The sequence below is a fragment of the Arsenicicoccus dermatophilus genome (genome assembly GCF_022568795.1).
In the GTDB taxonomy this organism is placed as follows: Bacteria; Actinomycetota; Actinomycetes; order Actinomycetales; family Dermatophilaceae; genus Arsenicicoccus; species Arsenicicoccus dermatophilus.
Genome location: NZ_JAKZHU010000002.1, coordinates 213,728 through 237,896, shown reverse-complemented (window position 1 = coordinate 237,896; position 24,169 = coordinate 213,728). Strand labels below are relative to the sequence as shown.

Genomic DNA, 24,169 nt, shown 5'->3' with positions numbered 1-24,169 from the left:
CCACCGGCTCCAGGACGGCCGCCACGGGTCGCCGCCGCCTCGTCCTGGCGCGCGGTGATCAGGTCCGCGCCACGCTATGCGCCCGTTCCCTGACCCCCAGCACTGCTGGTTGCCCGATCGCCTGACTCGCAGTCATCTCGTTGCGCCTAAGCGGGCCAATCGACCGCAAGGGTCTAGCCCGGACGCGTGCTCTCCAGTCAGAGTAGTCACGTCGCCCGGTGGAGTGGCCGAGTGGTTAGGCAGCGGCCTGCAGAGCCGTCTACACAGGTTCGACTCCTGTCTCCACCTCCCGTGGCCCCCGACGATCACGTCGGGGGCCACCGCCATGTCCGGCCAGGAGCGGCCCGCCCCGCCCAGGTGCCACCACCGCGAGGTCCACCCGCACCCTGGCTCGGGCATCCCTCCGACTCCGTTGCCTCCCAGGGCTCCTCCCGCTCCGCCGGGGGTGCTCGCGCGTCCGGACCGGCGCGGTCCTACGCTGGGGGGGCTCGTGACCGCACGGTCACGGCCAGCAGATGCCGGGCAGCGGAGCCCGCCGGCCCGACATCACCGGACCTGAGGTGCTGCGCATGCTGATCGGTGTACCCCGCGAGACGCGACCGGGCGAGACCCGTGTCGCGACGACCCCCAAGCACGTCGAGCAGCTGCGCGGTCTCGGCTACGACGTGATCGTCGAGAGCGGGGCCGGTCTGCAGGCAGGCTTCCACGACGACGACTACGTCGCTGCGGGTGCCGGCATCGGGGACCGGGACCAGGCCTGTGCCGCCGACGTGGTCATGGGCATCCACGCCCCCCGCCAGGAGGACGTCGACCGGCTGCGCGACGGCGCGCTGGTCATCTCCCTGGTCGGCGCGGGCCGCCACCCTGAGCTGATCGAGATGTACTCCCGGCGGGACATCACGGTCCTGGCCACCGACTCGGTGCCCCGCATCTCCCGCGCCCAGAGCCTGGACGTGCTCTCCTCCATGTCCAACATCTCGGGCTACCGCGCGGTGATCGAGGCCGCGGAGGAGTTCGACTCCTTCTTCACCGGCCAGGTGACCGCGGCCGGCAAGGTCGCCCCGGCCAAGGTGCTCGTGGTGGGCGCCGGCGTGGCCGGGCTCGCGGCCATCGGCGCGGCCAACGCCCTGGGCGCCATCGTCTACGCCACCGACGCCCGCGCCGAGGTGGCCGAGCAGGTCGAGTCGATGGGCGCGACCTTCCTGCCGGTTGACGTCGAGATGCAGCGCAGCACCGACGGCTACGCGCGCGAGACCTCCCAGGCCTTCGACGAGGCGGCCGCGCGGCTCTACGCCAAGACCGTCCCCGACATGGACATCATCATCACGACCGCCCTGATCCCGGGCCGCCCGGCGCCGCGGCTGATCACCGCCGAGATGGTCGCGGGCATGCAGCGCGGGTCGGTGATCGTCGACATGGCGGCCGCGTCCGGCGGCAACGTCGAGGGCTCGGTCGCCGACGAGCGGATCATCACCCCGGAGGGCGTGCGCATCCTCGGCCACTCCAACCTGCCCAACCGGATGCCGCTGGTCGCCTCCCGCCTCTACGCCACCAACCTCGTCAACCTGCTCAAGCTGATCACGCCGGGCAAGGACGGGCAGTACGTCCTGGACATGGACGACGAGGTGGTGCGCGGCATGACGATCGTCCAGCGCGGGCAGGTCATGTGGCCGCCACCGCCGGTGACGGTGTCGGCGGCACCCCCGCCGGCCGCGGCCGGCGCCACCGCGGTCAGCGCCCCGCCCCCCGCGCCCAAGGCGCCACCGAGCCCAGCCCGCCGACTCGGTCTGATCGCCGTGGCCGCGCTGCTGCTCCTCGTGCTCAGCCTCGGTATGCCGTCGGCCTTCCTGGGCCACCTCACGGTCTTCGCGCTCGCCTGCATCATCGGCTACTACGTCATCGGCAACGTGCACCACGCGCTGCACACGCCGCTGATGTCGGTGACCAACGCCGTCTCCGGGATCATCGTCGTCGGCGCGATCCTCCAGGCCGGCGTGGCGGGCGGCAACGTGCTCGTCGCGGTCCTCGCCTTTCTCGCCATACTCCTCGCCAGCATCAACATCGCCGGTGGCTTCACCGTGACCCAGCGCATGCTGACGATGTTCCGGAAGGACTGACCGTGCCCACCACCCTGCTGCTGGCCAGCTACACGATCTCGGCCATCCTGTTCATCCTCGCGCTGGCCGGCCTGGCCAAGCACGAGTCCGCCAAGATGGGCAACCTCTACGGCGTCTCCGGCATGGGCCTGGCGCTCCTCGCGACCGTGTGGTTCGCCCTGTCCCACAGCGGTCACGTCCTCGGTGCCGTGGCCGTCGTCCTCGTCGCCATGCTCATCGGCGCCGCCATCGGCACGAGCCGGGCCCGCAAGGTCGAGATGACCGGCATGCCCGAGCTGATCGCGCTGCTGCACTCCTTCGTCGGCCTGGCCGCGGTGCTCGTCGGCTACGGCTCGTGGCTGATGGGCACCCACGGCATGGACGCCACGACCGAGGGCATCCACCTGGCGGAGATCTTCGTCGGCGTCTTCATCGGCGCGGTGACCTTCACCGGCTCGATCGTGGCCTACCTCAAGCTCTCGGCCAAGATGAAGTCGGCGCCGCTGACGCTGCCCGGGCACAACGCGCTCAACCTCGGCGCGCTCGTCGTCTTCGCCCTGCTCACGGTGTGGTTCGTCATCGCCCCGGCCACCTGGCTGCTGGTGCTGATGACCGTGGTCGCCCTGGCCCTCGGCTGGCACCTGGTCGCGTCCATCGGCGGCGGCGACATGCCCGTCGTGGTGTCGATGCTCAACTCCTACTCGGGGTGGGCGGCCGCCGCGGCCGGCTTCATGCTCTCCAACGACCTGCTCATCGTCACCGGCGCGCTCGTCGGTTCCTCCGGTGCCTACCTGTCCTACGTCATGTGCAGGGCCATGAACCGGTCCTTCCTGTCGGTCATCGCCGGCGGTTTCGGCTCGGACGGCGCGGTGACGGGTGGCGCCGCCATCGAGGGCGAGCACCACGAGATCACCGCCGAGGAGACCGCGCGGCTGCTGCGCGAGGCCAGGACCGTGGTCATCACGCCGGGCTACGGCATGGCCGTGGCGCAGGCGCAGTATCCCGTCGCCGACCTGGCGCGCCGGCTGCGCGACCAGGGCATCGACGTGCGGTTCGCCATCCACCCGGTCGCCGGCCGGCTTCCCGGTCACATGAACGTCCTGCTCGCCGAGGCGAAGGTGCCCTACGACATCGTCCTGGAGATGGACGAGATCAACGACGACCTCGCCGGCACCGACGTGGTGCTCGTCATCGGCGCCAACGACACCGTCAACCCCTCCGCCCTGGAGGACCCGCACTCCCCCGTCGCGGGGATGCCGGTCCTCGAGGTCTGGAAGGCCGACCAGGTCGTGGTCTTCAAGCGGTCGATGAGCACCGGGTATGCCGGCGTCCAGAACCCGCTGTTCTTCAAGGACAACACCTCGATGCTCTTCGGCGACGCCAAGGAGCGGGTGGACGACATCCTCAAGGCGCTCTGACCGCAGCGCACCGGGCCCCTCTCCGCCGCCGGCGACGGTCGGCGGCGGAGGGCCGTTCAGCGGCGGGCGAGCAGGCGGCCCACCCAGGTGCCAGGGACCTCGCGCCCGGTCGCGGCATACTCCACCGCGGTCTCCTGCAGCAGCGTCGGGGTGAGCCCGTCCAGCGCGTGGGCCCGCCCGGCGAGCAGGACCCGGTCGCCCACCTCGAGCTGGAAGTCGGTGTCCGGCAGCAGGTGCTGGTGGCCGTCGCGCTCGACGACCAGCACCACCGCACCCAGCCGGGCGTCGCGGTCCTCGGGGTCGCGCAGCAGGTCGCGTATGGCGAAAGGCTGACCCCGCCGCAGCCACCGCGTCAGGGCGGGAGCCTCCCGATGGTCGACGACCACCAGCTCGCGGTGCGGTGCCCGCCGACCGCAGGCTTGGACGAGCCGCGCGAGGACCGCCTCGGACTCCTCCTCCGGCCGCGTCATCAGGTGCTCCATGCAGCTCCAGAAGGTCGGCGTCACCACGCGGGCGAGCACCTCCGCCGCCACGAGCTCGCTGGGGACGAAGACGCTGTCGACGTCGAGCGCCTCCACGAGAACCCGCCGGGAGGTGGCGTGCTGCCGGACGCAGACGTAGATCTCCGGGTCGACGATGCGGGCGTGCTCGGCGATGGCCAGGTTGAGGGTGTCCGACTCCGAGCCGGCGACCAGGCCTCGCGCCCCGGCCAGGTCGTGGTAGCCGTCGCGCGGGTCCACGATCTCGACCTCCTCCCCGGCCCGGCGCAGGTCGTGGGCGATCTCGTCGCGGAAGGCCCCCTCGGCGGCCACGACCCAACGTCCCTGCCGCGTGCGCTCCTGCGGCTCCTGCAGCAGCGCTCCGGCGGGGCTCATCAGCCAGGCGACCAGGCGGAAGGTCGCGGGCCGCTGGATCGCCAGCACCAGGTAGCCACCGAAACGGTCGCTCGGGTTGATCACGGCCGCGGCCGAGAAGTCGTGCATCCGCTCCTCGTAGCTGCGCGAGTGGCAGCGGGCGAGGACGGGCAGCCCGGGCCGCAGCAGGTCCACGGTCATGACGACGGCGAGGTTGACCGTGTCGTCGTCGGTGAGTGCGATGACGCCCTCGCAGGTCGGCAGGCCGAGACCGGCCAGACCCATCACCCCGGGCAGGGAGGCGTCGGCGTCCAGGACCGGCACGTCGTTCTGCAGCTGGTCGCAGGCGAGCTTGTCGGCGGAGTCCCGGTCGGTCTCCACCACGACGACCCGCCGCCCGGCCTCGTCGAGCTGCGCCACCACCGCCTGCCCGGACCGGCCGTAGCCCGCGACCACGAAGAAGGGCTCCTTCATCCGCAGCACCCGGCGCCGGAACCGCTGGGTGGCCACGGCCTCGCGGAAGCCCGCGTCCTGGAGGAGCGTCAGCAGCGTGCCGATGGCGTAGGCCCACCCGACGACCGTGCCGTAGATCGACAGCGTCACCCACAGCCGCTGCGTCGCCGTGAAGGGCACGATCTCGCCGAAGCCGATGGTGGTCGCGGTGTAGGAGATGAAGTAGAACGCGTCGAACGGCGACAGCCGCGTGCCGTCCTTGCCGGGGATCAGCGCCAGCCCGAGGACGGAGATCGACAGGATCGCGACCAGCACGATCAGCGGCGTGCGCATCCGCCGCAGCACCAGGAAGATCGCGTCGGTCGACGGCACCTCGGTAGGCACCCGCACCCGCTCGCGCGGACCCCGCACCCCCCGACGGCGCGTCGACGGGCGGGCGAGGAACAGCAGCAGCGGGTTGGTCATCGAAGGCCTGCTCGTCGGGCGCGGCTCAGCGCCGACGGAAGGACACGGTCTCGGCGACCAGGAGCACCACGGAGACGAGGTTGGCGAGCAGTGCGCCGCACGCGAGCGAGACCACCGAGGCGATCTCCGGGCCGGTGATGGCCTCGGAGTGGGACTGGGTGAAGTAGATGTAGAGCACCGCGGCACCGATCAGCTGCAGCACGGCGACCAGGCTCGTCGCCAGGTGGGTGGCCCCGATCTGGGTGCGGTCCCCGAACTTGAGGACCAGCGCGACCACGTTGACCACGATCGCGGCATACAGCTCCCAGATGTTGTGCATGTCCGGGCTGCCCAGGTCGCCCACCACGAAGCCGAAGTTCACGGTCGCGGCGAGCAGCACGAAGAAGCCGAAGATGACCTTCTCGAGATTCACCCTGTCCAGGCTACCGGCGGCGAGGGCTCAGGCGTGGAGGTGCTCCGCGTGGTGGGCGGCCAGGGAGGGGGTCTCGAACTGCAGGGTGCAGTGCTCGATGGTGAGCTCGTGGTGGGAGGCCAGGCAGCGGAGCATCCGGTCGAGCAGCTGGGGCCCGTGCCCGTCGGTGAAGCACTCCTCGTCGAGGACGACGTGGGCGGTGAGGACCGGCAGGCCGCTGGCGATGGTGGAGGCATGCAGGTCGTGGACGTCCAGCACGTGCGGCTGGCCGGCCAGGTGGCGGCGCACCTCGTCCAGGTCGAGCCCGGCCGGGGTGGACTCCAGCAGGATGGTTCCGGTCTCACGGAGCAGCGAGAGGGCGCGCGGCACGATCAGCGTGGCGACGACCAGCCCGGCGACCGGGTCGGCGCGCTGCCAACCGGTGAGGATGATCACGGCAGCAGCGACGAGCACGGCCACCGAGCCCAGCGCGTCGCTCGCGACCTCGAGGAAGGCCGCCCGCATGTTCAGGTTGTGTCCTCGGCCCCCGGCCAGCACGAGCAGCGAGAGGACGTTGGCAGCCAGGCCGACACCGCCGAACACCGCCAGTCCCTGCGCCGCCACCTGCGGCGGGGCGATCAACCGCTGGACGGCCTCGACGATGGCGTAGGTCCCGACGACGAGCAGGAACGAGGCCTGCGCCGCGGCGGCGATCACCTCGGTCCGCTGCCATCCCCAGGTGCGACGGGCCGACGGCGGGCGAGCCATCAGCACGGCGGCGATCAGGGCGACGACGAGCCCCAGCGAGTCGGTGAGCATGTGGGCGGCGTCGACCAGCAGCGCGAGGCTGCCCGTCCAGGCCGCACCGACGACCTGGGTGACCAGCACCGTGGTGGTGAGGGCCAGCGTCACGGCCAGGCGGGCGCGGCCGTCCGACGACGCTCCATGATGATGATGATGTCCGGCGCCCATGTCAGACCTGCCCGTCCGAGCGGGACGGTCGCCCGGCGCCTGGCCGCCCCATGTGGTCGGACACGTGCACCAACTCTCGCCAGGGCCCGTGCGCGAGGCCCGATCGGGTCGAACGTCGGCAGGTCTTCGGACTCGGGATCGTTCACGCAGAGCGCCTTCCCAGCTCTCGCCAGTGGCATCGTGCCCTGCGCAGCTCCCCTACCGCTGCGCGTCAGTCCCGGACTCCGACCGGGTTCCCTGGCACCCCTCGGGTGCGACCGACCCACCGACCCTAGCCCTGGCTCCGTCGAGCCTGCAACACGCCGACCGGCGGCGTCGGTGCACCCGTCGAGCCGCGGTGGGTATGGCGGAGGAGCGGTCACGCCTCGAAGCTCCTGGGCAAGGACGCCTCGAGCTGCACGGCCAGGTCGCTGAGGCAGTCCGCGGGGTTCTGGCAGCAGGCTTCGGCATACAGGCCGGCGAGGAGCTCGACGAGCAGCAACGCGCCGCCGAGCAGCTCGTGCGGGTCGGCCGTCGAGGCGAGCACGGCCGCGGACTCGCGGTCCCCGCGGTGCCGGGCAGCCAGGATCCCCGCGGCGAGCTGGGCGTGCTCGACAAGCCTGGCAGGTCCCGTCCCGTGCGGATCGGGTCCGGCAGGTCCGCAGGTGTGCTCGGTCACGGCAGGATCAGGCCGGTGGTCTGCGCGGCGGCCCGGGCGTAGCGCTCCTGGACGTCGGCCCAGCTGACGACGTTCCACCACTGCTCCACGAAGGTCGCCTTGTCGTTGTGGTACTGCAGGTAGTAGGCGTGCTCCCACATGTCCAGCACGAGCAGCGGCACCAGGCACATCGGCAGGTTGCCCTGGTGGTCGAAGTGCTGGACGACGTACGTGCGCTGCGCGACCAGGTCCCAGGCCAGCACCGACCAGCCCGATCCCTGGACGCCGAGGGCGACGGCCTGGAAGTGGGCCCGGAAGGCGTCGAAGGAGCCGAAGTCCTCGTCGAGGCGGGCCGCGAGGTCACCGGTGGGCCTGTCACCCCCGTCGGGCGACATGTTCGCCCAAAACACCGAGTGGTTGACATGGCCACCGAGGTGGAAGGCGAAGTTCTTCTCCAGGGTCGACAGCGTCTCGAAGGACCCCTTCTCCCGCGCCTCGGCGAGCTGCTCGACGGCGGTGTTGATGCCCTTGACGTAGGTCGCGTGGTGCTTGTCGTGGTGCAGCTCCATGATCTCGCCCGAGATGTAGGGCTCCAGGGCGGCATGGTCGTAGGGCAGGTCCGGCAGCGCGTAGATGCTCATGCCAGCCATCCTGCCCGCGCCTGACTGAAAACGAAAGACGTTTTTCCACAACCGATTTCATTGCCACCGGCAGGGCAAGCCGCCCGGTGGAGGGGACGCCGGAGCGGACCCGCAGGGGGCCGGGTGACCTCCTGCGGGCCCGCACGAGTCCAGGTGCATGGCTGGCAGCGTGGACTCGCGGTCCCGCGGCGTGCGAATGGCGAGTCCAGCAGCCGCGGGAGATCTGTGGTCACCCGGGGGCCGGACCTCGGGCTCGCTCGGTCAGGTCGCCGGCGAGAGCGGCCAGCACCCGCTCCATGGCCTCGGGGACGGTGAGCGTGCCGCACTCCACGTCCTGCTCCGCGGCCCGGGTGGCCCTGCCGGCGTGCCCAGGACCGGACAGCACCAGCTGCAGCTCGTCCTGCACGACGGCCCGCAGCCAGTCCACCTGCTGGCGACGCCGCCGCTCCTCGAGGGTGCCTGCGGACCGCAGCCGATCACCGTGGTCGACCACGGCCTGCCACACCTCGTCGAGACCGTCACCGGTCAGCGCCGAGCAGGTGAGCACCTGGGGCCGTCCTTCGTCGGGACCGAACATGAGCCGCATCGCGACCGCCAGCTCGCGCGCCGTCACCCGCGCCTCGCCCGCGTGCTCGCCGTCGGCCTTGTTGACCGCGATGACGTCGGCCAGCTCCAGGATCCCCCTCTTGATGCCCTGGAGCTGGTCGCCGGAGCGGGCCAGCGCCAGGAAGAGGAAGGTGTCGACCATGCCGGACACCGCCACCTCGGACTGGCCCACGCCCACGGTCTCGACGACGACGACGTCGAACCCGGCCGCCTCCAGCACCACCATCGACTCCCGTGTCGCGCGGGCCACACCTCCCAGGTGCCCGCCCGACGGGGCGGGACGGATGTAGGCGTCGTCGCTGGCGGCGAGGGCCGCCATCCGGGTCCGGTCCCCGAGGATCGATCCGCCGGTCCGCGAGCTCGACGGGTCGACGGCCAGCACCCCGACCCGATGACCGCGCTCGACGAGCCTGGTCCCCAAGGCGTCGGTGAAGGTCGACTTGCCCACCCCCGGGACCCCGGAGATCCCCACCCGCCGCGCACGACCCGCCCCAGGAGCGAGCTCCCGCAGCAGGTCCCGCGCGAGCTCGCGGTGATCTGCTCGCGCGGACTCGACGAGGGTGAGCGCGCGGGCGACCACGGAGCGGTCCCGGGCGCGCACCCCCTCGACGAGCCGGTCCACGGAGAGGGCCTCATGCATCCGGGGTGGCCTCCGGCCGCTCCGGCACGGTGATGCCGTGGTGGTGCTCCAGGAGCTGCCGCAGCAGACCGCACGCGGCCCGCGGGATCACCGTCCCGGGCGGATAGATCGCGTCGGCGCCCTTCTCCCGCAGCTCGTCGAAGTCCTGCGCCGGGATGACCCCGCCGACGACGATCATCAGGTCCTGGCGTCCCATCGCGTCGAGCTCCGCCCGCAGGGCGGGCACCAGGGTCAGGTGCCCAGCGGCGAGCGAGGAGACCCCGACCACGTGCACGTCCGCGTCCACGGCCTGCCGGGCCACCTCGGCGGGGGTCTGGAAGAGCGGGCCCACGTCGACGTCGAAGCCCAGGTCCGCGAAGGCCGTCGAGATGACCTTCTGGCCACGGTCGTGGCCGTCCTGGCCCATCTTGGCCACGAGGATGCGGGGCCGTCGTCCCTCGGCCTTCTCGAACTCGCTCACCAGGTCGTGCGCCTCCGCCATGGCCGCCGAGCCTCCCGTCTCGCTGCTGTAGACCCCCGAGATCGTGCGGATCGCCGCGGTGTAGCGGCCGAAGACCCGCTCCAGGGCAGCGGAGATCTCCCCCACGGTCGCCATGGCTCGGGCGGCGTCGATCGACGCGCCCAGCAGGTTGCCGCTCTCGCCCGGGTGCTCGGCGACCCAGGTCAGCCGGTCGAGGGCGGCCCGGCAGGCCTCCTCATCCCGCTCGGCGCGCAGCCGATCGAGCTTGGCGAGCTGACTGGTGCGCACGGAGGCGTTGTCGACCTTGAGCACCTCGATGCCCTCGTCCCCGTCCACGAGGTACTTGTTGACCCCGATGACCGGTTGGCGGCCGGAGTCGATCCGGGCCTGCGTGCGGGCCGCGGCCTCCTCGATGCGCATCTTGGGGATGCCGGCCTCGATGGCCTTCGCCATACCGCCCGCGTCCTCGACCTCCTGGATCAGCCCCCAGGCACGCCGGGCCAGGTCGTGGGTGAGCTTCTCGACGTACGCCGACCCGGCCCAGGGGTCGATCACCCGGCAGGTCCCGGACTCCTGCTGCAGGAACAGCTGGGTGTTGCGGGCGATGCGGGCGGAGAAGTCGGTCGGCAGCGCGATCGCCTCGTCGAGGGCGTTCGTGTGCAGCGACTGGGTGTGTCCCTGCGTCGCGCCCATCGCCTCCACGCAGGTGCGCACGACGTTGTTGTAGACGTCCTGCGCCGTGAGCGACCAGCCCGACGTCTGCGAGTGCGTCCGCAGGGACATCGACTTGGGGTTCTTGGGGTCGAAGTCACGCACGAGGCGGGCCCACAGGAGCCGGGCCGCGCGCATCTTGGCGACCTCCATGAAGAAGTTCATCCCGATCGCCCAGAAGAACGACAGCCGCGGCGCGAACCGGTCGACGTCCAGACCGACGGCCTCGCCGGCGCGCAGGTACTCCACCCCGTCGGCCAGCGTGTACGCCATCTCGATGTCGGCCGTGGCCCCCGCCTCCTGCATGTGGTAGCCGGAGATGGAGATCGAGTTGAACCGCGGCATGTGCTCGGAGGTGAAGGCGAAGATGTCGGAGATGATCCGCATCGACGGCGCCGGCGGGTAGATGTACGTGTTGCGGACCATGAACTCCTTGAGGATGTCGTTCTGGATGGTCCCCGACAGCTGCTCCGGCCGCACCCCCTGCTCCTCGGCGGCGACGACGTACAGCGCCAGCACCGGCAGCACGGCGCCGTTCATGGTCATCGAGACGCTCATCCGGTCCAGCGGTATGCCGTCGAAGAGCTGCCGCATGTCGTAGATCGAGTCGATCGCGACGCCCGCCATACCCACGTCGCCCTCCACCCGGGGGTGGTCGGAGTCGTAGCCGCGGTGCGTGGCCAGGTCGAAGGCCACGGAAAGGCCCTTCTGCCCGGCCGCGAGGTTGCGGCGGTAGAACGCGTTGGACTCCTCCGCGGTGGAGAACCCGGCGTACTGCCGGACGGTCCACGGCTGGCTGGCGTACATCGTGGCGTAGGGGCCGCGCAGGAAGGGCGGGGCCCCCGGAGTGGTGTCGAGGAAGTCCAGGCCGACCAGGTCCTCCTCCGTGTAGAGCGGAGGGACCAGGATGTGCTCGGGGGTCTGCCACCCGTGGGAGCAGCCCCCGGTCATGGCGACCAGCCGCTCCCACTGCTCGGTGGAGCCGGGCGGAGGCGCGCCGTCGCCGAGCGGCACGGCGGAGAAGGACGGGATCGTGCTCATGCCGGGGCCCCCAGGGTGTCGAGGAGGGTGGACAGGAAGGTGACGACGTCCATGCCGTCGAAGAGCTCGCCGTCGACGGCGCCTGGTGGCGCCTCGGGGCCGAGCTCGGTGCGTCGGCCGGCGATCAGCACCTCACGGACGCCGGCGGCACGCAGGGCCTCGGCGACCGCGACGCCCTGGTCGGCGTAGACGCCCGCGGAGGAGCACAGGACCGCGACCTGCGCCCCGACCTCTCGCAGGCGCGCCGCGACCTGCTCCGGCGTTCCCCCCTCGCACAGCGGGGTGTCGATGCCCGCCACGTGCAGGAGGTTGCTGGTGAAGGTCTCGCGGGGTCCGAAGTCGCGACGGGTGCCCAGGCAGGCGAGCAGGACCGTGGCGGGCGATCCCTGCGCGGCCGCGGCCGTCGCCCGGTCCCGCAGCCGCTCGAAGACCTCGGCGTCGCGGGTGGGCGGCAGGATCGGGGTGGTGGCCGGTGCGAGGACCACCCGGGGCTCCCGGTCGACCGGCGTCTCGGTCGCGGCGGGGAACATGCTGACCCCGGTGAGCGGCAGCCTGCGGGTGGCCAGACGCCGGTCGCGCTCGTCGCGCACCTCGGCGATCCGGTCGACGACCCGACCGTCACGCAGCGCGGCCTCCATGCCGCCGTCGGCGTCGAGCAGCTGGAACCACGCCCAGGCCCGTTCGCAGAGGGCGTCGGTGAGCGCCTCGACATACCATCCGCCCCCGGCCGGATCGGTGACCCGGCCCAGGTTGGACTCCTCCGCCAGGAGGACCTGGGTGTTGCGCGCGATGCGACGCGAGGACTCGACCGGGAGCCCGTGGATCGTGTCGTAGGGCAGCACGGTGATCGCCTCGGCACCGCCGACCGCCGCACCGAAGCAGGCGGTCGTGGTGCGCAGGATGTTGACCCAGGGGTCGTCCCGCGTGAGCATCCGCCGGGTCGTGACGGCGTGCTGGCGCGCTCCCCGCTGGACGTCGGGGACGCCGCTCACCTCGCCGACCCGGGCCCACATCCGCCGCAGGGCGCGCAGCTTGGCGATGGTCAGGAACTGGTCCGCCGTCGCCGCCACCCGGAACTCGATCTGGGAGAAGGTCTGCGTCACCGAGACCCCGAACTCCTCCAGCCCGCGCAGGTAGGCCACCCCGGTCGCGACCGCGCAGGCCAGCTCCTCGACCTCCCCGCCACCGGCCTCGTGGTGGATCGTCGCGTCCACGGTGAGGGAGCGGACGGAGGGATAGCTCCCGAGGCAGTCACGCACGAGCCGGAGCACCTCGGTGCGCGGCGGGGCGCCCTGCCCGAGCGCGACGGCACCGAGCCGGTCGACCCCCAGGGCTCCCTGCACGGTGAAGCCCTCGAGCCCGGCCCGCGCCCAGAGCGCCATCAGGGCGCGGGCGGCGCCGATCTGGTCGTCGTGGCTGCTGACGCAGACGGGTGCCAGGTCGAGCAGGACACCGTCGAGCATCGATCCCAGGTCGTCGATGGCGATCGCGTCGGCCCCGAGCTGCAGCCACAGCGCGGTCGCGCCGCGCTCCAGGTCGGTCAGCACGGCTCGATGCCCCCGCGCGAGATCGGGGTCGTCGTGCCACTGGCGCACCTGCCAGGCGTCGACGGCGCCGCTGCGCACCGAGGACCCTCGCACGAAGGGCATCACCCCCGGTCGGCCGAGGGGCCGCGCCTCCTGCGGCCGGGTGTAGAGCGCGTCGATGGCGATCCCGCTGAGGGTGGTGGTGCGCAGCCTCACCTCGGCCTGCTCGCCGGTCAGCCGGCGGTCCGGCGGACGGCGCTTGTTCAGGACGTCGGCCGCCATCGCTGCCCAGGCCGCCCGGTCGAGGACCTCGAAGCCCTCGGCGAGCCCGATCTCGGGCGGGACGACCGTCTCCGTGTCCGGTGCGGCGCCGCTCATCGGCCGGCCGCCGCGGTGAGCCGCAGGGACTCCCCGAGGTCGCCCGAGGCGGCGACGGCGGGGCCGGTCCGCAGGCTGGGGCACCAGCCCGCCTGCAGCAGGTGGCCGAGGGCGGGGCAGGCGCGCGGGATCAGCACGTCGGCCCAGGGCTGCTCCGCCGAGTCGACGAACACCTCGACGAGGAGTCCGACGAGGTCCGGGTGACGGGTGCGCACCGTCGAGGCGATGACCAGGTGCCGCAGGTCGACCAGCCCCTCGGCCACGACCCCTGCGGCGAACCCGACGAGCAGGCCGTCCATGCTCATGGTCACCAGCCGGAACCCGCTCTCGGCGGTGCAGGACTCGAGCCAGGACGAGCAGTCGGGGTTGTCGCCCCCCGTGCGGAAGGGGACGCGGGCCCCGACGAGCTCCAGGTGCTGCAGCTCGTCGGTGATGTGCAGGGCCTCGTGGCCCGGGTACAGCACGAAGCGGATGCCCGGGCGGGGCGAAGGCAAGGGAAGGGTGTTCATGGAGGTGACCTCCCAGCAATGAGCCCGAGGTGCACCGAGGACGCCGCTGCCGACGGGACGACGCCTGCCGGGCAGGGTGTCCTGGCCTTCCCTCGAGGCGCGGACACGGGCGAACCGCTGACGCGGCACACTGGCAGGTCTTCGGACTCGTGGGCGTCGAGCCTTGCGGCTCACCGCGACTCACGTCGCGAAGTCCTTCACCGTCGCTTCCCAGGTGGTCGTCCCAGTGCGTATGACGATGTCGTTCCCACTCACCGCTGCGGGGCAGTCCCGGACTCGCACCGGGTTCCCTCTTTCCCCTCCCGACCGAGGACGGGAGGACCAGCACCGCCAACGTATCGCATCTCCGTCGGCCCGCTGCAGGCCCCCCACCGGGGCGGTCGTCGTCGCAGGTCAGCCCGTGTGCAGGTCGTGCCGGGGCGTGATCTGGGAGGCAGGCAGCAGGGACGCCTCCTCCAGGGCCTTGCGGAGGTTCTCGGCCGCGTCGACGTTCAGCGGGCTGCTCGTCCACGCCGCGTAGGGCAGGTTCAGGTAGCGCTTCTCCTGGACGGCGGGCAGGTCTCGGGTGGCGGGGTTGGCCTCCAGCTGGGCGATCTTGTCCGCCATCGTCTGCTGCCCGTAGTGCACGAAGGCGATGAAGTCGGGCTTAGCCGTCGCCACCTTCTCCCACGAGACGGTGGTCCACGTGTCCGCCACGTCCGCGGCGAGGTTCGCCGCGCCGGCCGCGTCGATGATGCCCTGGGGGCCGCCATACCGTCCGCTGGTGAAGACCGCGCCCTTGGCGCTGTCGAAGAGGAGCACGACGGGCCGCCGCGTCGCCTGCGGTGCCGCGCGCAGGGCGGCCAGCCGGGCGTCGAGGTCGTCGGTGACCCGGCGAGCCTGGTCCCGATGACCGGTGATGGCACCCAGGTTGGTCAGGTCGGCCCGCAGCGCGGACCAGGGGTCCATCGTGCCGCGCGCCTTCTCCCCGGCCTTCTGCCGGCAGCTCTCCGACAGCACGTAGGCCGCGACTCCCTTGCTCCGCAGCAGGTCCGGCATGAGGTTGCGCGACTCGCTGTAGCCGTAGTTGAACCCCGCGACCATCACGTCCGGACGCTTGGCGAGGACCCCCTCCAGCGTCGGGTAGTCCGCGCCGGTGTCGGGCAGGTGCCGCGCGGCGTCGCCGTAGACCTGCTCCAGGACGGGGGTGTCCTTCTGGAGGCTGGTCACGGCCACCAGCTGGTCCTGCGCGCCCACGGCGAGCGCCATCGCGATCATGTTGCCGTCGTTGACGAAGACTCTCTTCGCGGGAGTCGGGAAGCGCACGCTCTCACCACAGTTCGTCACCTCCACGGTGGCGCCGGCCGTGGCACCGCCGGCGCCACCGCGCGGGGCGGGGGCGCCACAGGCGCCGGAGACGAGGGCGAGGGCGAGGGCGCCGGCAAGGACGACGGGGCGTGGGTTCATGTCAGCTCTCCTCGGGAGGGTTGGTGGGGATGGGTTCCTCATCGGGCGGGTCGCAGACCAGGTGGGTCCGTCCGGTCGCGGGATCCACGAGGGTGGAGGCGCGTATGCCGAAGGCGTGCGCGACCGCAGGGCCGGTCAACGTGGTGGCGGGCGGTCCCTGGTCGAGGACGGATCCCTCCCCCACCACGACGACGTGGTCGGCGTAGCGGTGGGCGAGGTCGAGGTCGTGGATCGCCATCACGACGGTCCGACCGGCCGCTCTGGCCAGCCGCAGCAGCTGGTGCTGCTGGGCGACGTCCAGGTGGTTGGTGGGCTCGTCGAGGAGCAGGACCGGCGCGTCCTGGGCGAGTCCCCGGGCGAGGAGGGCTCGGCGACGCTCCCCGCCGGACAGGGCGTGGCACGGCCGGTCCACCAGGTCCTGCAGCCCCACCTGGGCCAGGGCGTGCAGGACGACCTGTCTCTCCTCGGCGCCACCGAGGCTCCAGGGGCGGGCGTGGGGGATGCGGCCGAGCGCGATCATCTCGCCGACGAGCAGGTCGTCGGGCGGGGAGTCCTCCTGGGCCACCAGGGCGATCCGCAGGGCGCGCTCCCGGGGGCGGAGGCGGTCGACCCGGTCGCCCCCGACGACGACGTGCCCTCGGGGAGCCGCCGCGATGCCGGCGAGGGTGCGCAGGAGGGTGGACTTGCCCGAGCCGTTGGCCCCCACGAGCGCGGTGACGCCGCCGGAGGGCAGGTCGAGGTCCACCCCGGTCAGGACGACGTGGCCGTCCACCGCGGCGGTCAGGTCGTGGGTCTGCATCCGCACGTCAGCGGCTCCCCGAGTAGCGGTAGTGGCGTCGCCCGACCAGCAGGAGGAAGACCGGTGCCCCCACCAGCCCGGTGACGACCCCCAGCGGGATCTCCTGGGGCCGGACGCACACGCGGGCGAGGACGTCGACCCAGACCAGGAAGAGCCCGCCGGCCAGGGCGGCGACCGGGACCACCACCCGGTGTCGAGCCCCCACGACCATGCGGGCCAGGTGCGGCACCACGAGCCCCACGAAGCCGATGCCGCCGGACACGGCGACCAGGACCCCGACGAGAGCCGCGAGGCCCACGAAGAGGCCCGTCCGCAGGGCCCCCACGGGCACCCCGAGCGAGGCCGCGAGGTCCGGGCCGGCAGCCAGGGCGTCCAGCCACCGGGATGCCGCGCCCATCGCGAGCACCGCGAGCAGCGTCACGACGGTGGCGAGCGGCAGCAGCTCCCAGGTGGCGGCGGCCACGCTGCCGAGCAGCCAGTAGAGCACCGACTGGGCGGCCCGGGGATCGTTGGACAGGAAGACGAGGAAGCTGGCGATCGCGCTGAAGGCCGACGACAGGACCACCCCGGTCAGCACCAGGCGCAGCGGCGTCAGCCCGCCCTGCGCCATGGCGACGGCGTAGACCAGCGCCGACGCGGCGAGCGCCCCCAGCAGCGCCCCGCCCGACAGCGCCCAGACCCCCAGCCCGGACAGCACGCCGGTCGTCATCACCGCGGTGGCCCCCACCGAGGCTCCGGACGAGACCCCGAGCAGGTAGGGATCGGCCAGGGGATTGCGCACCAGCGTCTGCATCCCGGCACCGGCCACCGCGAGACCGGCGCCAGCCACGGCGGCGAGCAGGGAGCGCGGGGCTCGCAGGTCCCAGACGATGGCGTCGTAGGTGGGATCGGTCGTGCCCCCGGTGAGCCGGGCGGCCACGACCCGCCATACGTCCGGCAGGGGCAACGGCTCCGATCCGAAGGCGAGGGAGACGACACAGCTGGCCGCCAGCGCGACCGCGAGGACGACGACGGTCAGGGCTGCAGGCGGACGCGGCGAGGACACGTGCGGCACTCCTCGTGGTCGGCGGACAGGAAGATCAGGCAGCAGGTGTGCCGCCCGTGGCTGGTCGCGTCGGCGGCCAGCGTCACGAGTGGCCTCTCCCCGGGCCACCGGGCGGGGTCGAGCGCGGCGTGCGCCCCGCTCACCACCTCGGCCCGGCGGGACATCGGCACGGTCTGCACGGCGCGGCCGAAGGCGCCCGCGACCGAGGTGGCGACCCCGCCCCACGCCAGTCGTGGGGTGACGCCGACGGCCACCCGCACGACGTCGAGCAGGGGCGCGAGGTGGTTCTGCAGGCCGCGGACCAGCTCCGGCGCCCCTCCCGGCGCGGTCCGGGGGTCCCGCGGGACGATCAGCCGCAGGGTCCGGCCGTGCTGGTCCACCTCGGCCAGCAGCCGGGGGTCCTCGAGCGAGGCGATCCCGCCGGTCAGCGCCCAGGTGCCGACGAGATAGCCGGCGACGCGTCCGGCGTAGTGCTGGCCAGCGCAGGCCCCGCCGGCGGCTCGGTGCGGGACCCGGAGCCACGCGGTGTATCGCTCCACCAGCTCCAGGACCCGCTCCGGCCGTCGCACCTCCGCCAGAGGCAGCCACAGGCCGGCACGGGGCTCGTGCACGTCAGGGTCGACGATCACCGGGTAGCCCGCGGCCACCAGCGCGTCGCCGACCGACAGGTCGGAGGCAGACACCAGAACCAACTCTCGCCAGGGCCCGTGCGCGAGGCCCGATCGGGTCGAACGTCGGCAGGTCTTCGGACTCGGGATCGTTCACGCAGAGCGCCTTCCCAGCTCTCGCCAGTGGCATCGTGCCCTGCGCAGCTCCCCTACCGCTGCGCGTCAGTCCCGGACTCCGACCGGGTTCCCTGGCACCCCTCGGGTGCGACCGACCCACCGACCCTAGCCCTGGCCTCGTCGAGCCTGCAACACGCCGACCGGCCGGGGAGGCCACCGAGCTTGACGGCAAGGACGCCCACGAGGATGGTGGCGCCCCCGGCGAGCTGCATCCGACCCGGCACCTCACCGACGAGGAGCCAGGCGAGCAGGATCGTGGCCAGCACCTCGTTGAGCCCGATGAAGGCCGCCACCGTGGATCCCAGCCGACGGCTTCCCGCCACGCCGAAGCCGTAGGCCACCGCTGCCGACACCAGGGCCAGGCCCGCAGCAGGCAGCCACCACGGCCGCGAGCCTCCCGCCAGCGTCACCTCCCCGGTGGCCACGGCGACCGGGACGATGCCGAGCAGGCCCGCGGCCCCGATGACGAGCGCTCCCACCGCCATGCCCCCGGCGGCGAAGCCCACCGCCGGGAGGCCCCGGGTGGGCCTGGCGCCGAGGACGAAGTAGGCCGCGTTGCAGCAGGCCGCGCACATCCCCCAGAACAGACCCGCAGGATCGACGGTGATGCCACCCGCGACGTCGACGACCAGGCACAGGCCGCAGACCGACAGGGCAGATCCCAGCAGCACGCCCGGGCGCGGAACCTCTCGGTCCCGGGCCCATCGGTATCCCACGACGAGGACGGGTGCGAAGTACTCCAGGAGCATCGCGGTCCCGACGGACAGGTGGGAGACCGCCATGAAGTAGGAGAGCTGGCTGCAGGCGACCCCCACCACGCCGTAGCCGCACACCACCTTCCAGCTCGCGCCGAAGGGCCGCAGGTCGCCCCGGAGCAGGATCAGGGTCGGGACCGCCAGCCCCAGGGCCCCGCCGCTCAGGCGGACCAGCACCGCACCGGCCGGCGACCACCCGCTCTCCAGGAGCGCCTTCGCGAAGGGACCGCTCGTGCCGAAGGCGATCGCCGACACCATCGCCAGGACGACGCCGACGGCCACGGACGACGACGGTGCGGGGCGCTCCGGCGCCGGCGGCAGCGGACTGCCGCCGGCGCCGGACACCTCGGTGAGCCCGCCCTCGGAGGGCGGTGACGGGATGGTGGGGTGGGGAGCTGCTTTTGCGGCCATGGCTCTCTCCTCGCGAGCGGTCCGGGGGTCGGACCAGGAGGAGCGCGCTCGGTCGGACACCCCCGCGAGCACGGCTCCGAGCACACCTGCGGGACGCCCGGTCGAGCAGCCCACCCTCGAGGCCACGACCACACCGTGCACGGCGTGCACGGCTGCTGGCAGGTCTTCGGACTCGTGGACGGACGTCGCGCTCGACGCTGGCCTACCGGCCGTCGCTTCCCGGGTCAGGACCCAGTGCTCATGACGGCTCTCGTTTCCACTCACCGCTGCGGGGCAGTCCCGGACTCGCACCGGGTTCCCTCTTGCCCCGGCCACCCCGGGTCGGAGCGGCCGGACCAGCCCCTGCAGCCTAGGAGGCGCCCGACCGCTGCGGGCCGCCGGGTTCCCCGCAGCGGTTCACGAGGCGGCTGGTCAGCGCCGGGCTCGGTCCTCGACGTCCAGGAAGGGATGGGGCCGCGCGACCCGGGTGGCCCCGGACTCGCCCACGACGTGCACCGATCCGTCCGGCGCGACGGCGAGCTGCTCGCCGCGCACGCCCGGAGTGCCGGCCTCGGTGGCGGAGGCCCTGGAGGTGGTGGCCGCGGTCGGCGTGGGGTCGGCGGCAGCCGTCCCGGTGGCGGTCGTTCCGGCTGCTCGGCGCGGGAAGTCCGCGAGCTGGGCCGCCACCCGCTCGTACGCCGCCTGCCGCTCCGCCGGCGTCGTCGTGGCCGCCCGCATGAACTCCAGCGTCGCCGCGGCCTCGTCGAGCACCCGACGCTCGTCCTCGCTGAAGGTGCTGGCCACGAGTCGCTCGGCGTTGGCCTCGGCCGCCTCCAGCGCGGTCGCGAAGTCCGCGACGGCCCGGGCGTAGTCGGTGTCGCGGACGTCGCGCGTCCCGGCCGGCGGCACCGGGGACCGCAGCTCGCGGCACCGCAGCATGGCGTCGAGGGCGCCGCGGGTGAGCGGGTCGGTGTAGTCGGTCATCACCGGGAAGTTCACGGCCGCCTCCAGGTCGCGCTCGTAGCGCAGGAAGCGATGTGTCAGCTCCGTGTCCAGCGCCACGAGACCGGCCCACTCGCGCGGGAAGTCGGCGGGGGTGCCGCGGCGCAGGGCCCGGCGCCGCGCCACGAGCGGTATGCCGTCCACGACGGACTCGACCCCGCCACGCACCGCCCGGGTGACCCGGCGGCTCGACAGCCACATCCCGGCGCCGACGGTGCCGAGGCCACCGAGGGCGAGGACGTTGTAGAGCGCGAGGACGACGGCGGACGCCGGGTCGTCGACGGGAAGCTGGCCGACCGCAGCCAGGACGTCGGGCGACATCACCAGGGCGCCGCCGGCGGCGGTGAGCGCGACCCCGGGTGCCAGGCGCCCCTCGGTCGGCTGGTGGCGGGTGCGCCAGCGCTCCCGCGCGTAGCGGCCCACCCCCGCCGTCACGGCCACGGCACCGGTGCCCACGAGCATGGCGGTCACGATCACGGCGTCTCTCCTCCAGCAGGTCGTCTCGGATGACAACGCTGCGAGTGGGACGCGCCTTCCCCGGCCGCGGCTCCCTCTCGCCCTCCCCCGCCGCTGCCGCGATGCGCCGCCCCTGCTCCGCCCGCGACACGAGAGCAGTCGCCACCCGGCCCGCCCCCGGCATACCCTCGTGACTGCCGACTGCCCAGCAGGCCAAGGAGATTCGCCATGGACGAGCCCACGACCACCCGGTTCGTCGCCGTGCTGCTCAGCCACTCGTCCTCGCAGGCCCAGGGCTACGTGCCCCTGTGGTCGGAGGACCTCGTGCTGATCCACGCCGACTCGCCGGAGGAGGCGCGGACACGAGCCGCCGAGCGCGGCCGGGCCGCGGCCACGAGCTACCGCAACGATCGTGGCGAGAGCATCGTGTGGACCTTCGACCGGGTGGTCGACGTGGCGCCGCTGCTCGACGAGGACCTGGCGCAGGACGCCGACCTCTACACCCGGCACTTCCGGGACCACGACGCCTACGTCCGGTTCGACCGGTCGTTGACCGACGAGCCCTGAGACCGGCGGCCGGGTGACCGCACGGCTCGGCCCCAGGTGCTCAGCGGGTGATCGCAGCGATCTGCTCGCCCATCCCGGCACGGGTGAGCCCGCCGACGTGGATCTTGCGGAGCACCCCGTCCTTGTCGACGAAGAAGTGCGTCGGCAGCCCCGCGATCCGGAAGCGCGACGCCAGCGCCGTCTCCGGGTCCGCGACCTGCGGATAGGTCAGCCCCACCCGCCCGGCATACGCCAGGACGTCGGCGGGCTTCTCCTGCAGGTTGACGGCGACGACCTGCAGCCCCTGCCCCTTGGCCGCCTGGTAGGCCGCCTCGAGGTCCGGCGCCTCGGCGCGGCAGGCGGTGCACCAGGACGCCCCGAAGGTCAGCCAGACCGGCTTGCCCTTGAGGGACGCCAGGCTCACCCGCTCGCCGGTGACGGTCGTGGCGGTGAAGTCCTGCGGGGCCTTCCCGACCTCGGGAGCGGGACCGGAGCGGTCGCCGGTCACGGTGACCGACTGCCCGCCCGCCGTGGCGCTCCTGCCGCTGCCGGTGCGGCCGCCGAGCAGCCAGGCTCCCCCGGCGACGAGCAGCGCGGTGACCAGCAGCACGAGGAGCTGGTTGCGACGACTGCCCCGTATGCCGCTGCGCCAGTCCTCCTGGGTCGGCTCGGGTGCGGCCGTCGCCATCACTTGCCCCCGTAGGAGTGCATGCCGGTGAAGAAGTAGTTGCCCATGAAGGTGAAGATGACGGCGGCGAACCCGAGGATCAGCAGGAAGGCCGACCGGTCGCCGCGCCACCCGCGGGAGACGCGGGCGTGCAGGTAGGCGCCGTAGATCAGCCAGGTCACGAGAGCCGCGGTCTCCTTGGGGTCCCAGCTCCAGTAGTGGCCCCAGGCGACGTCGGCCCAGATGGCGCCCAGGATGATCATCACGGTCATCAGCGGGAAGGCGATCATCACCGCGCGGTAGCCCAGCTCGTCGAGGAAGGACTGCTTGGGCATGCCGTGCCAGCGGATGTGCGGCGCGAGGAGGTACAGCGTGCCGGCGGCGCAGGCGACCGCGGCGGCGCCGTAGGCGAGGACGGCGGTGAACACGTGCGCGGTGAGCAGCAGGGAGTTCTGCAGGGCGGGGACCAACGGGCCGGGCTTGGCGTCGATGGTCACGGCATACACCAGCATCGCCAGCGCGAAGGGGAGCACGAAGATCGCGAGTGCCCGCGCGTGGTAGCGCCACTCGAAGAAGAGGTTGGCGGCGAGGATGCCCCAGGCGAAGGCCACGGCGAACTCGTGCTGGTTCGAGAAGGGGCCGTGGCCGGTGGCGAGGGCGCTGAAGATCAGGCCGAGGGTCAGGGCGAGGAGCGCGAGGCCGGTCACGAGCGAGGCGTAGCCCGCGAGCCGCACCCCGCCGTCGGGCGGGAGGACGGCCCCGCCAGGCCCGCCGGCGCCCGGGCCGGGGTGCAGGGCCACCCCACCCCCGCCGCCGACGGTGGCGGGCGCCGGTGCGAGCGCATCCCGCCGCGAGGGGTGGCGGGTGAGGTTGGCGATGGTGGCGGCCACGCCGAGGGCGACCAGAATGGTCGCCGCCACGAGGGCGTACTGGGAGAGCTGGAACATCGTCAGGCTCCTACAGTGCTGTGACGGGCGGCCCGGTCGGACCCGGACGCGGCGGAGGTAGGGGTGGCGCCGAGGTCGGCGGCGATGCCCTCGACGAGTCGGGCGGCCCAGCCCTCGTAGGCCGTGTCGTGCCGCTCGGAGGAGGCGATGCGGATGCGGGAGCCGCCCTCGGCGGGGACGACGCGCACCCACAGGCGACGGTGCCGCAGGAACATCGTGACCGTCATACCGACCAGGATCATGCCGGAGCCGATCCACACCCACAGCGCGCCGGGGTCGTCGGAGACCATCAGGTCGGTGTACTGCGCCTCGCGCTCGAAGGTGTAGGTCAGGCCGCGGATCGTCGCGGACTGGCCCTGGGTGACGACCTGCTCGCCGAGGTTCTCGTCCTTGTCGGTGGGCATGATCCGGATGACGGCGGCGCCGGGTCCGAGCTCGGGGTCGACCTTGCCGGACGCGGAGGTGACGACGAAGAGGTCGACGTCGCGCCCGGGCACGGCGACCTTGCCGTAGACGTGCTCGCCGTCGGGGGTGCTGACCTTGAGCGGGACGCCGCCCTGGTAGATCACGGTGCCGGTCCGGTCCTTGACCGAGACCTTGGCCGCGAAGCCGAAGGCCGCCTGGAAGAACTTCACCCCGTCGTACCGCAACGGCTCGTTGACGCGGGTGTCCTGCTCCTTGACCTTGACCCCGTCCTTGTAGAGCACGAGGTGGCTGACGTAGTCCTTGGGGCGGCCGTCGTCGTAGTAGGCGTCCTCGAAGCTCGTCGCCTCGATGCTGAGCCCGGTGCCGTGGCCCACGTCGGTGCGGGTGCCGACGGTGATCGGCAGGCTGGCGACGCTGAAGCCGGTGTTGGCGGTGATCAGGCAGCCGAGCAGGATGATCACGAAGGCGACGTGGGCCATGATCGTGCCGAAGGGCATCCACCGGAACCTGTCGGCGTAGGTGTTGCGGCCGGGGCCCTTGGGGTCCTCGAGGATCCGGTAGCGCGCGGCGGACAGGGCGGCCCGGACCCGGGTCTCGGCCTGCTCGGGCGGGACCGGCACGGTCAGGTCGTGGTGGATCCCGGCGTGGGCGAAGAACGGCTCGGTGACGTGCAGCTGGGGCCGGGTCGCGCGCTTGCGCAGCAGCGGGACGCGGTGCACGACGCAGCACAGGATCGAGATGCACAGCAGGATGTTGACGGCCTTGAAGTACCACGACCCGAAGACGTCGAACAGGCCGAGCCAGTCCAGGATGTCGGTCCAGCCCTGGTACTTGGGGCGCACGGTGTCGAGCCACTCGGCGTAGAGCTGCGGGTCCTCGCGCTGGTCGGCGGTGGACTGGACGAGCATGGTGCCGAGCAGGGTGAGCACGGCCATGGACAGGATCAGGCCGATGCCGGTGCGCTTGGAGATGAAGAAGCGGTAGACCCGGTGCAGGGGCCCGGGCATCCGGATGGTGTCGGCGGCCTCGATGGTGTCGCCCGCGAGGGAGCCCTCGGTGGGCTCGTCGGGGGCGGGCGGTGCGGAGCTGGTGGGACGGAGCTTCATG

General features: G+C 72.7%; 20 protein-coding genes, 1 tRNA gene, 1 pseudogene and 4 riboswitches. Of the genes and pseudogenes, 4 read left to right on the top strand and 18 right to left on the bottom strand.

From position 1 onward, the window contains the following. Positions 1-217: 217 nt before the first annotated feature. The 3 genes from MM438_RS14385 (at position 218) to pntB (ending at position 3,514) form a co-directional block, all read left to right on the top strand. Positions 218-288 (top strand) — tRNA-Cys (locus tag MM438_RS14385). Between the two features lie 281 nt (positions 289-569). Then, the gene (locus MM438_RS14380; RefSeq protein ID WP_241453968.1) at positions 570-2,117 is read left to right on the top strand and encodes a Re/Si-specific NAD(P)(+) transhydrogenase subunit alpha; all 1,548 of its coding nucleotides are present in this window, start codon (positions 570-572) and stop codon (positions 2,115-2,117) included. A 2-nt stretch (positions 2,118-2,119) separates the two neighbouring features. After that, on the top strand, positions 2,120-3,514 hold the full coding sequence (pntB, locus tag MM438_RS14375) for a Re/Si-specific NAD(P)(+) transhydrogenase subunit beta (RefSeq protein ID WP_241453879.1): 1,395 nt from the start codon (positions 2,120-2,122) through the stop codon (positions 3,512-3,514). Between the two features lie 56 nt (positions 3,515-3,570). Here pntB and MM438_RS14370 read toward each other — a convergent pair whose 3' ends face one another. The 15 genes and pseudogenes from MM438_RS14370 to MM438_RS14305 form a co-directional block, all read right to left on the bottom strand. Next, entirely contained in the window at positions 3,571-5,286 is a 1,716-nt protein-coding gene (locus tag MM438_RS14370) for an NAD-binding protein (RefSeq protein ID WP_241453875.1), read from the bottom strand. A 25-nt stretch (positions 5,287-5,311) separates the two neighbouring features. Continuing rightward, positions 5,312-5,698, bottom strand: a complete 387-nt coding sequence (locus tag MM438_RS14365) for a DUF6394 family protein (protein WP_241453873.1) — start codon at positions 5,696-5,698, stop codon at positions 5,312-5,314. 27 nt (positions 5,699-5,725) lie between these two features. Next, positions 5,726-6,649 carry a cation diffusion facilitator family transporter gene (locus tag MM438_RS14360; RefSeq protein WP_241453872.1) on the bottom strand — a complete coding sequence of 308 codons (924 nt, stop codon included), beginning with the start codon at positions 6,647-6,649 and terminating at the stop codon, positions 5,726-5,728. Positions 6,650-6,750: 101 nt separating this feature from the next. Next, positions 6,751-6,926, bottom strand: a riboswitch (cobalamin riboswitch). Positions 6,927-7,007: 81 nt separating this feature from the next. Further along, positions 7,008-7,307: a hypothetical protein gene (locus MM438_RS14355; protein WP_241453869.1), complete on the bottom strand. Its 300-nt coding sequence runs from the start codon at positions 7,305-7,307 to the stop codon at positions 7,008-7,010. Beyond that, complete coding sequence (locus tag MM438_RS14350) at positions 7,304-7,927, bottom strand: superoxide dismutase (RefSeq protein ID WP_241453867.1); 624 nt, start codon at positions 7,925-7,927, stop codon at positions 7,304-7,306. The genes MM438_RS14355 and MM438_RS14350 overlap by 4 nt, the downstream gene beginning before the upstream one ends. A 229-nt stretch (positions 7,928-8,156) precedes the next feature. Then, a complete protein-coding gene (gene meaB, locus MM438_RS14345) occupies positions 8,157-9,173 on the bottom strand; it encodes a methylmalonyl Co-A mutase-associated GTPase MeaB (RefSeq protein ID WP_241453866.1) in 1,017 nt (338 codons plus the stop codon). After that, complete coding sequence (gene scpA, locus MM438_RS14340) at positions 9,166-11,385, bottom strand: methylmalonyl-CoA mutase (RefSeq protein WP_241453865.1); 2,220 nt, start codon at positions 11,383-11,385, stop codon at positions 9,166-9,168. Before scpA ends, meaB begins: the two co-directional genes overlap by 8 nt. Further along, positions 11,382-13,289 (bottom strand): methylmalonyl-CoA mutase family protein, encoded by a 1,908-nt coding sequence (locus MM438_RS14335; RefSeq protein ID WP_241453861.1) that lies wholly within the window; start codon positions 13,287-13,289, stop codon positions 11,382-11,384. Before MM438_RS14335 ends, scpA begins: the two co-directional genes overlap by 4 nt. Continuing rightward, on the bottom strand, positions 13,286-13,798 hold the full coding sequence (locus MM438_RS14330; RefSeq protein WP_241453858.1) for a hypothetical protein: 513 nt from the start codon (positions 13,796-13,798) through the stop codon (positions 13,286-13,288). The genes MM438_RS14335 and MM438_RS14330 overlap by 4 nt, the downstream gene beginning before the upstream one ends. Before the next feature lie 115 nt (positions 13,799-13,913). Continuing rightward, positions 13,914-14,137, bottom strand: a riboswitch (cobalamin riboswitch). Positions 14,138-14,191: 54 nt separating this feature from the next. Continuing rightward, complete coding sequence (locus MM438_RS14325; protein ID WP_241453856.1) at positions 14,192-15,244, bottom strand: ABC transporter substrate-binding protein; 1,053 nt, start codon at positions 15,242-15,244, stop codon at positions 14,192-14,194. 1 nt (position 15,245) lies between these two features. Beyond that, positions 15,246-16,043, bottom strand: coding sequence for an ABC transporter ATP-binding protein (locus MM438_RS14320; protein ID WP_241453854.1), 798 nt, complete (start codon positions 16,041-16,043; stop codon positions 15,246-15,248). A 7-nt stretch (positions 16,044-16,050) separates the two neighbouring features. After that, positions 16,051-17,088, bottom strand: a complete 1,038-nt coding sequence (locus tag MM438_RS14315; RefSeq protein ID WP_241453852.1) for a FecCD family ABC transporter permease — start codon at positions 17,086-17,088, stop codon at positions 16,051-16,053. Next, positions 17,058-17,771 (bottom strand): (2Fe-2S)-binding protein, encoded by a 714-nt coding sequence (locus MM438_RS16845; RefSeq protein WP_241453851.1) that lies wholly within the window; start codon positions 17,769-17,771, stop codon positions 17,058-17,060. The genes MM438_RS14315 and MM438_RS16845 overlap by 31 nt, the downstream gene beginning before the upstream one ends. 37 nt (positions 17,772-17,808) lie before the next feature. Beyond that, a riboswitch (cobalamin riboswitch) is annotated at positions 17,809-17,984 on the bottom strand. A 65-nt stretch (positions 17,985-18,049) separates the two neighbouring features. Further along, positions 18,050-19,039, bottom strand: a pseudogene (locus MM438_RS17015) (EamA family transporter); the annotation flags it as partial. 140 nt (positions 19,040-19,179) lie between these two features. Then, positions 19,180-19,394, bottom strand: a riboswitch (cobalamin riboswitch). Positions 19,395-19,450: 56 nt separating this feature from the next. Further along, positions 19,451-20,497: a hypothetical protein gene (locus MM438_RS14305; protein ID WP_241453849.1), complete on the bottom strand. Its 1,047-nt coding sequence runs from the start codon at positions 20,495-20,497 to the stop codon at positions 19,451-19,453. Positions 20,498-20,704: 207 nt separating this feature from the next. On the opposite strand from MM438_RS14305, the gene MM438_RS14300 reads away from it, so the two are divergent. Next, on the top strand, positions 20,705-21,043 hold the full coding sequence (locus MM438_RS14300) for a DUF4288 domain-containing protein (protein ID WP_241453847.1): 339 nt from the start codon (positions 20,705-20,707) through the stop codon (positions 21,041-21,043). Positions 21,044-21,083: 40 nt separating this feature from the next. Here the strand turns inward: MM438_RS14300 and MM438_RS14295 are convergent, their stop codons facing one another. Genes MM438_RS14295 through MM438_RS14285 form a run of 3 tightly spaced genes read right to left on the bottom strand, consistent with a single transcriptional unit; the run spans position 21,084 to position 24,168 of the window. Next, positions 21,084-21,710 carry a TlpA family protein disulfide reductase gene (locus MM438_RS14295; RefSeq protein WP_241453845.1) on the bottom strand — a complete coding sequence of 209 codons (627 nt, stop codon included), beginning with the start codon at positions 21,708-21,710 and terminating at the stop codon, positions 21,084-21,086. Further along, entirely contained in the window at positions 21,710-22,636 is a 927-nt protein-coding gene (ccsA, locus tag MM438_RS14290; RefSeq protein ID WP_241453843.1) for a cytochrome c biogenesis protein CcsA, read from the bottom strand. Before ccsA ends, MM438_RS14295 begins: the two co-directional genes overlap by 1 nt. A gap of 2 nt (positions 22,637-22,638) precedes the next feature. Beyond that, positions 22,639-24,168, bottom strand: a complete 1,530-nt coding sequence (locus MM438_RS14285; protein WP_241453841.1) for a cytochrome c biogenesis ResB family protein — start codon at positions 24,166-24,168, stop codon at positions 22,639-22,641. Between the last annotated feature and the right edge of the window lies 1 nt (position 24,169).

Coding starts and splice junctions, on each gene's coding strand:
- MM438_RS14380 (WP_241453968.1), top strand. CDS start 570: ATGCTGATCGGTGTACCCCGCGAGACGCGACCGGGCGAGACCCGTGTC.
- MM438_RS14370 (WP_241453875.1), bottom strand. CDS start 5,286: ATGACCAACCCGCTGCTGCTGTTCCTCGCCCGCCCGTCGACGCGCCGT.
- MM438_RS14360 (WP_241453872.1), bottom strand. CDS start 6,649: ATGGGCGCCGGACATCATCATCATCATGGAGCGTCGTCGGACGGCCGC.
- MM438_RS14350 (WP_241453867.1), bottom strand. CDS start 7,927: ATGAGCATCTACGCGCTGCCGGACCTGCCCTACGACCATGCCGCCCTG.
- meaB (WP_241453866.1), bottom strand. CDS start 9,173: ATGCATGAGGCCCTCTCCGTGGACCGGCTCGTCGAGGGGGTGCGCGCC.
- scpA (WP_241453865.1), bottom strand. CDS start 11,385: ATGAGCACGATCCCGTCCTTCTCCGCCGTGCCGCTCGGCGACGGCGCG.
- MM438_RS14335 (WP_241453861.1), bottom strand. CDS start 13,289: ATGAGCGGCGCCGCACCGGACACGGAGACGGTCGTCCCGCCCGAGATC.
- MM438_RS14330 (WP_241453858.1), bottom strand. CDS start 13,798: ATGAACACCCTTCCCTTGCCTTCGCCCCGCCCGGGCATCCGCTTCGTG.
- MM438_RS14325 (WP_241453856.1), bottom strand. CDS start 15,244: ATGAACCCACGCCCCGTCGTCCTTGCCGGCGCCCTCGCCCTCGCCCTC.
- MM438_RS14320 (WP_241453854.1), bottom strand. CDS start 16,043: ATGCAGACCCACGACCTGACCGCCGCGGTGGACGGCCACGTCGTCCTG.
- MM438_RS14300 (WP_241453847.1), top strand. CDS start 20,705: ATGGACGAGCCCACGACCACCCGGTTCGTCGCCGTGCTGCTCAGCCAC.
- MM438_RS14295 (WP_241453845.1), bottom strand. CDS start 21,710: ATGGCGACGGCCGCACCCGAGCCGACCCAGGAGGACTGGCGCAGCGGC.
- ccsA (WP_241453843.1), bottom strand. CDS start 22,636: ATGTTCCAGCTCTCCCAGTACGCCCTCGTGGCGGCGACCATTCTGGTC.
- MM438_RS14285 (WP_241453841.1), bottom strand. CDS start 24,168: ATGAAGCTCCGTCCCACCAGCTCCGCACCGCCCGCCCCCGACGAGCCC.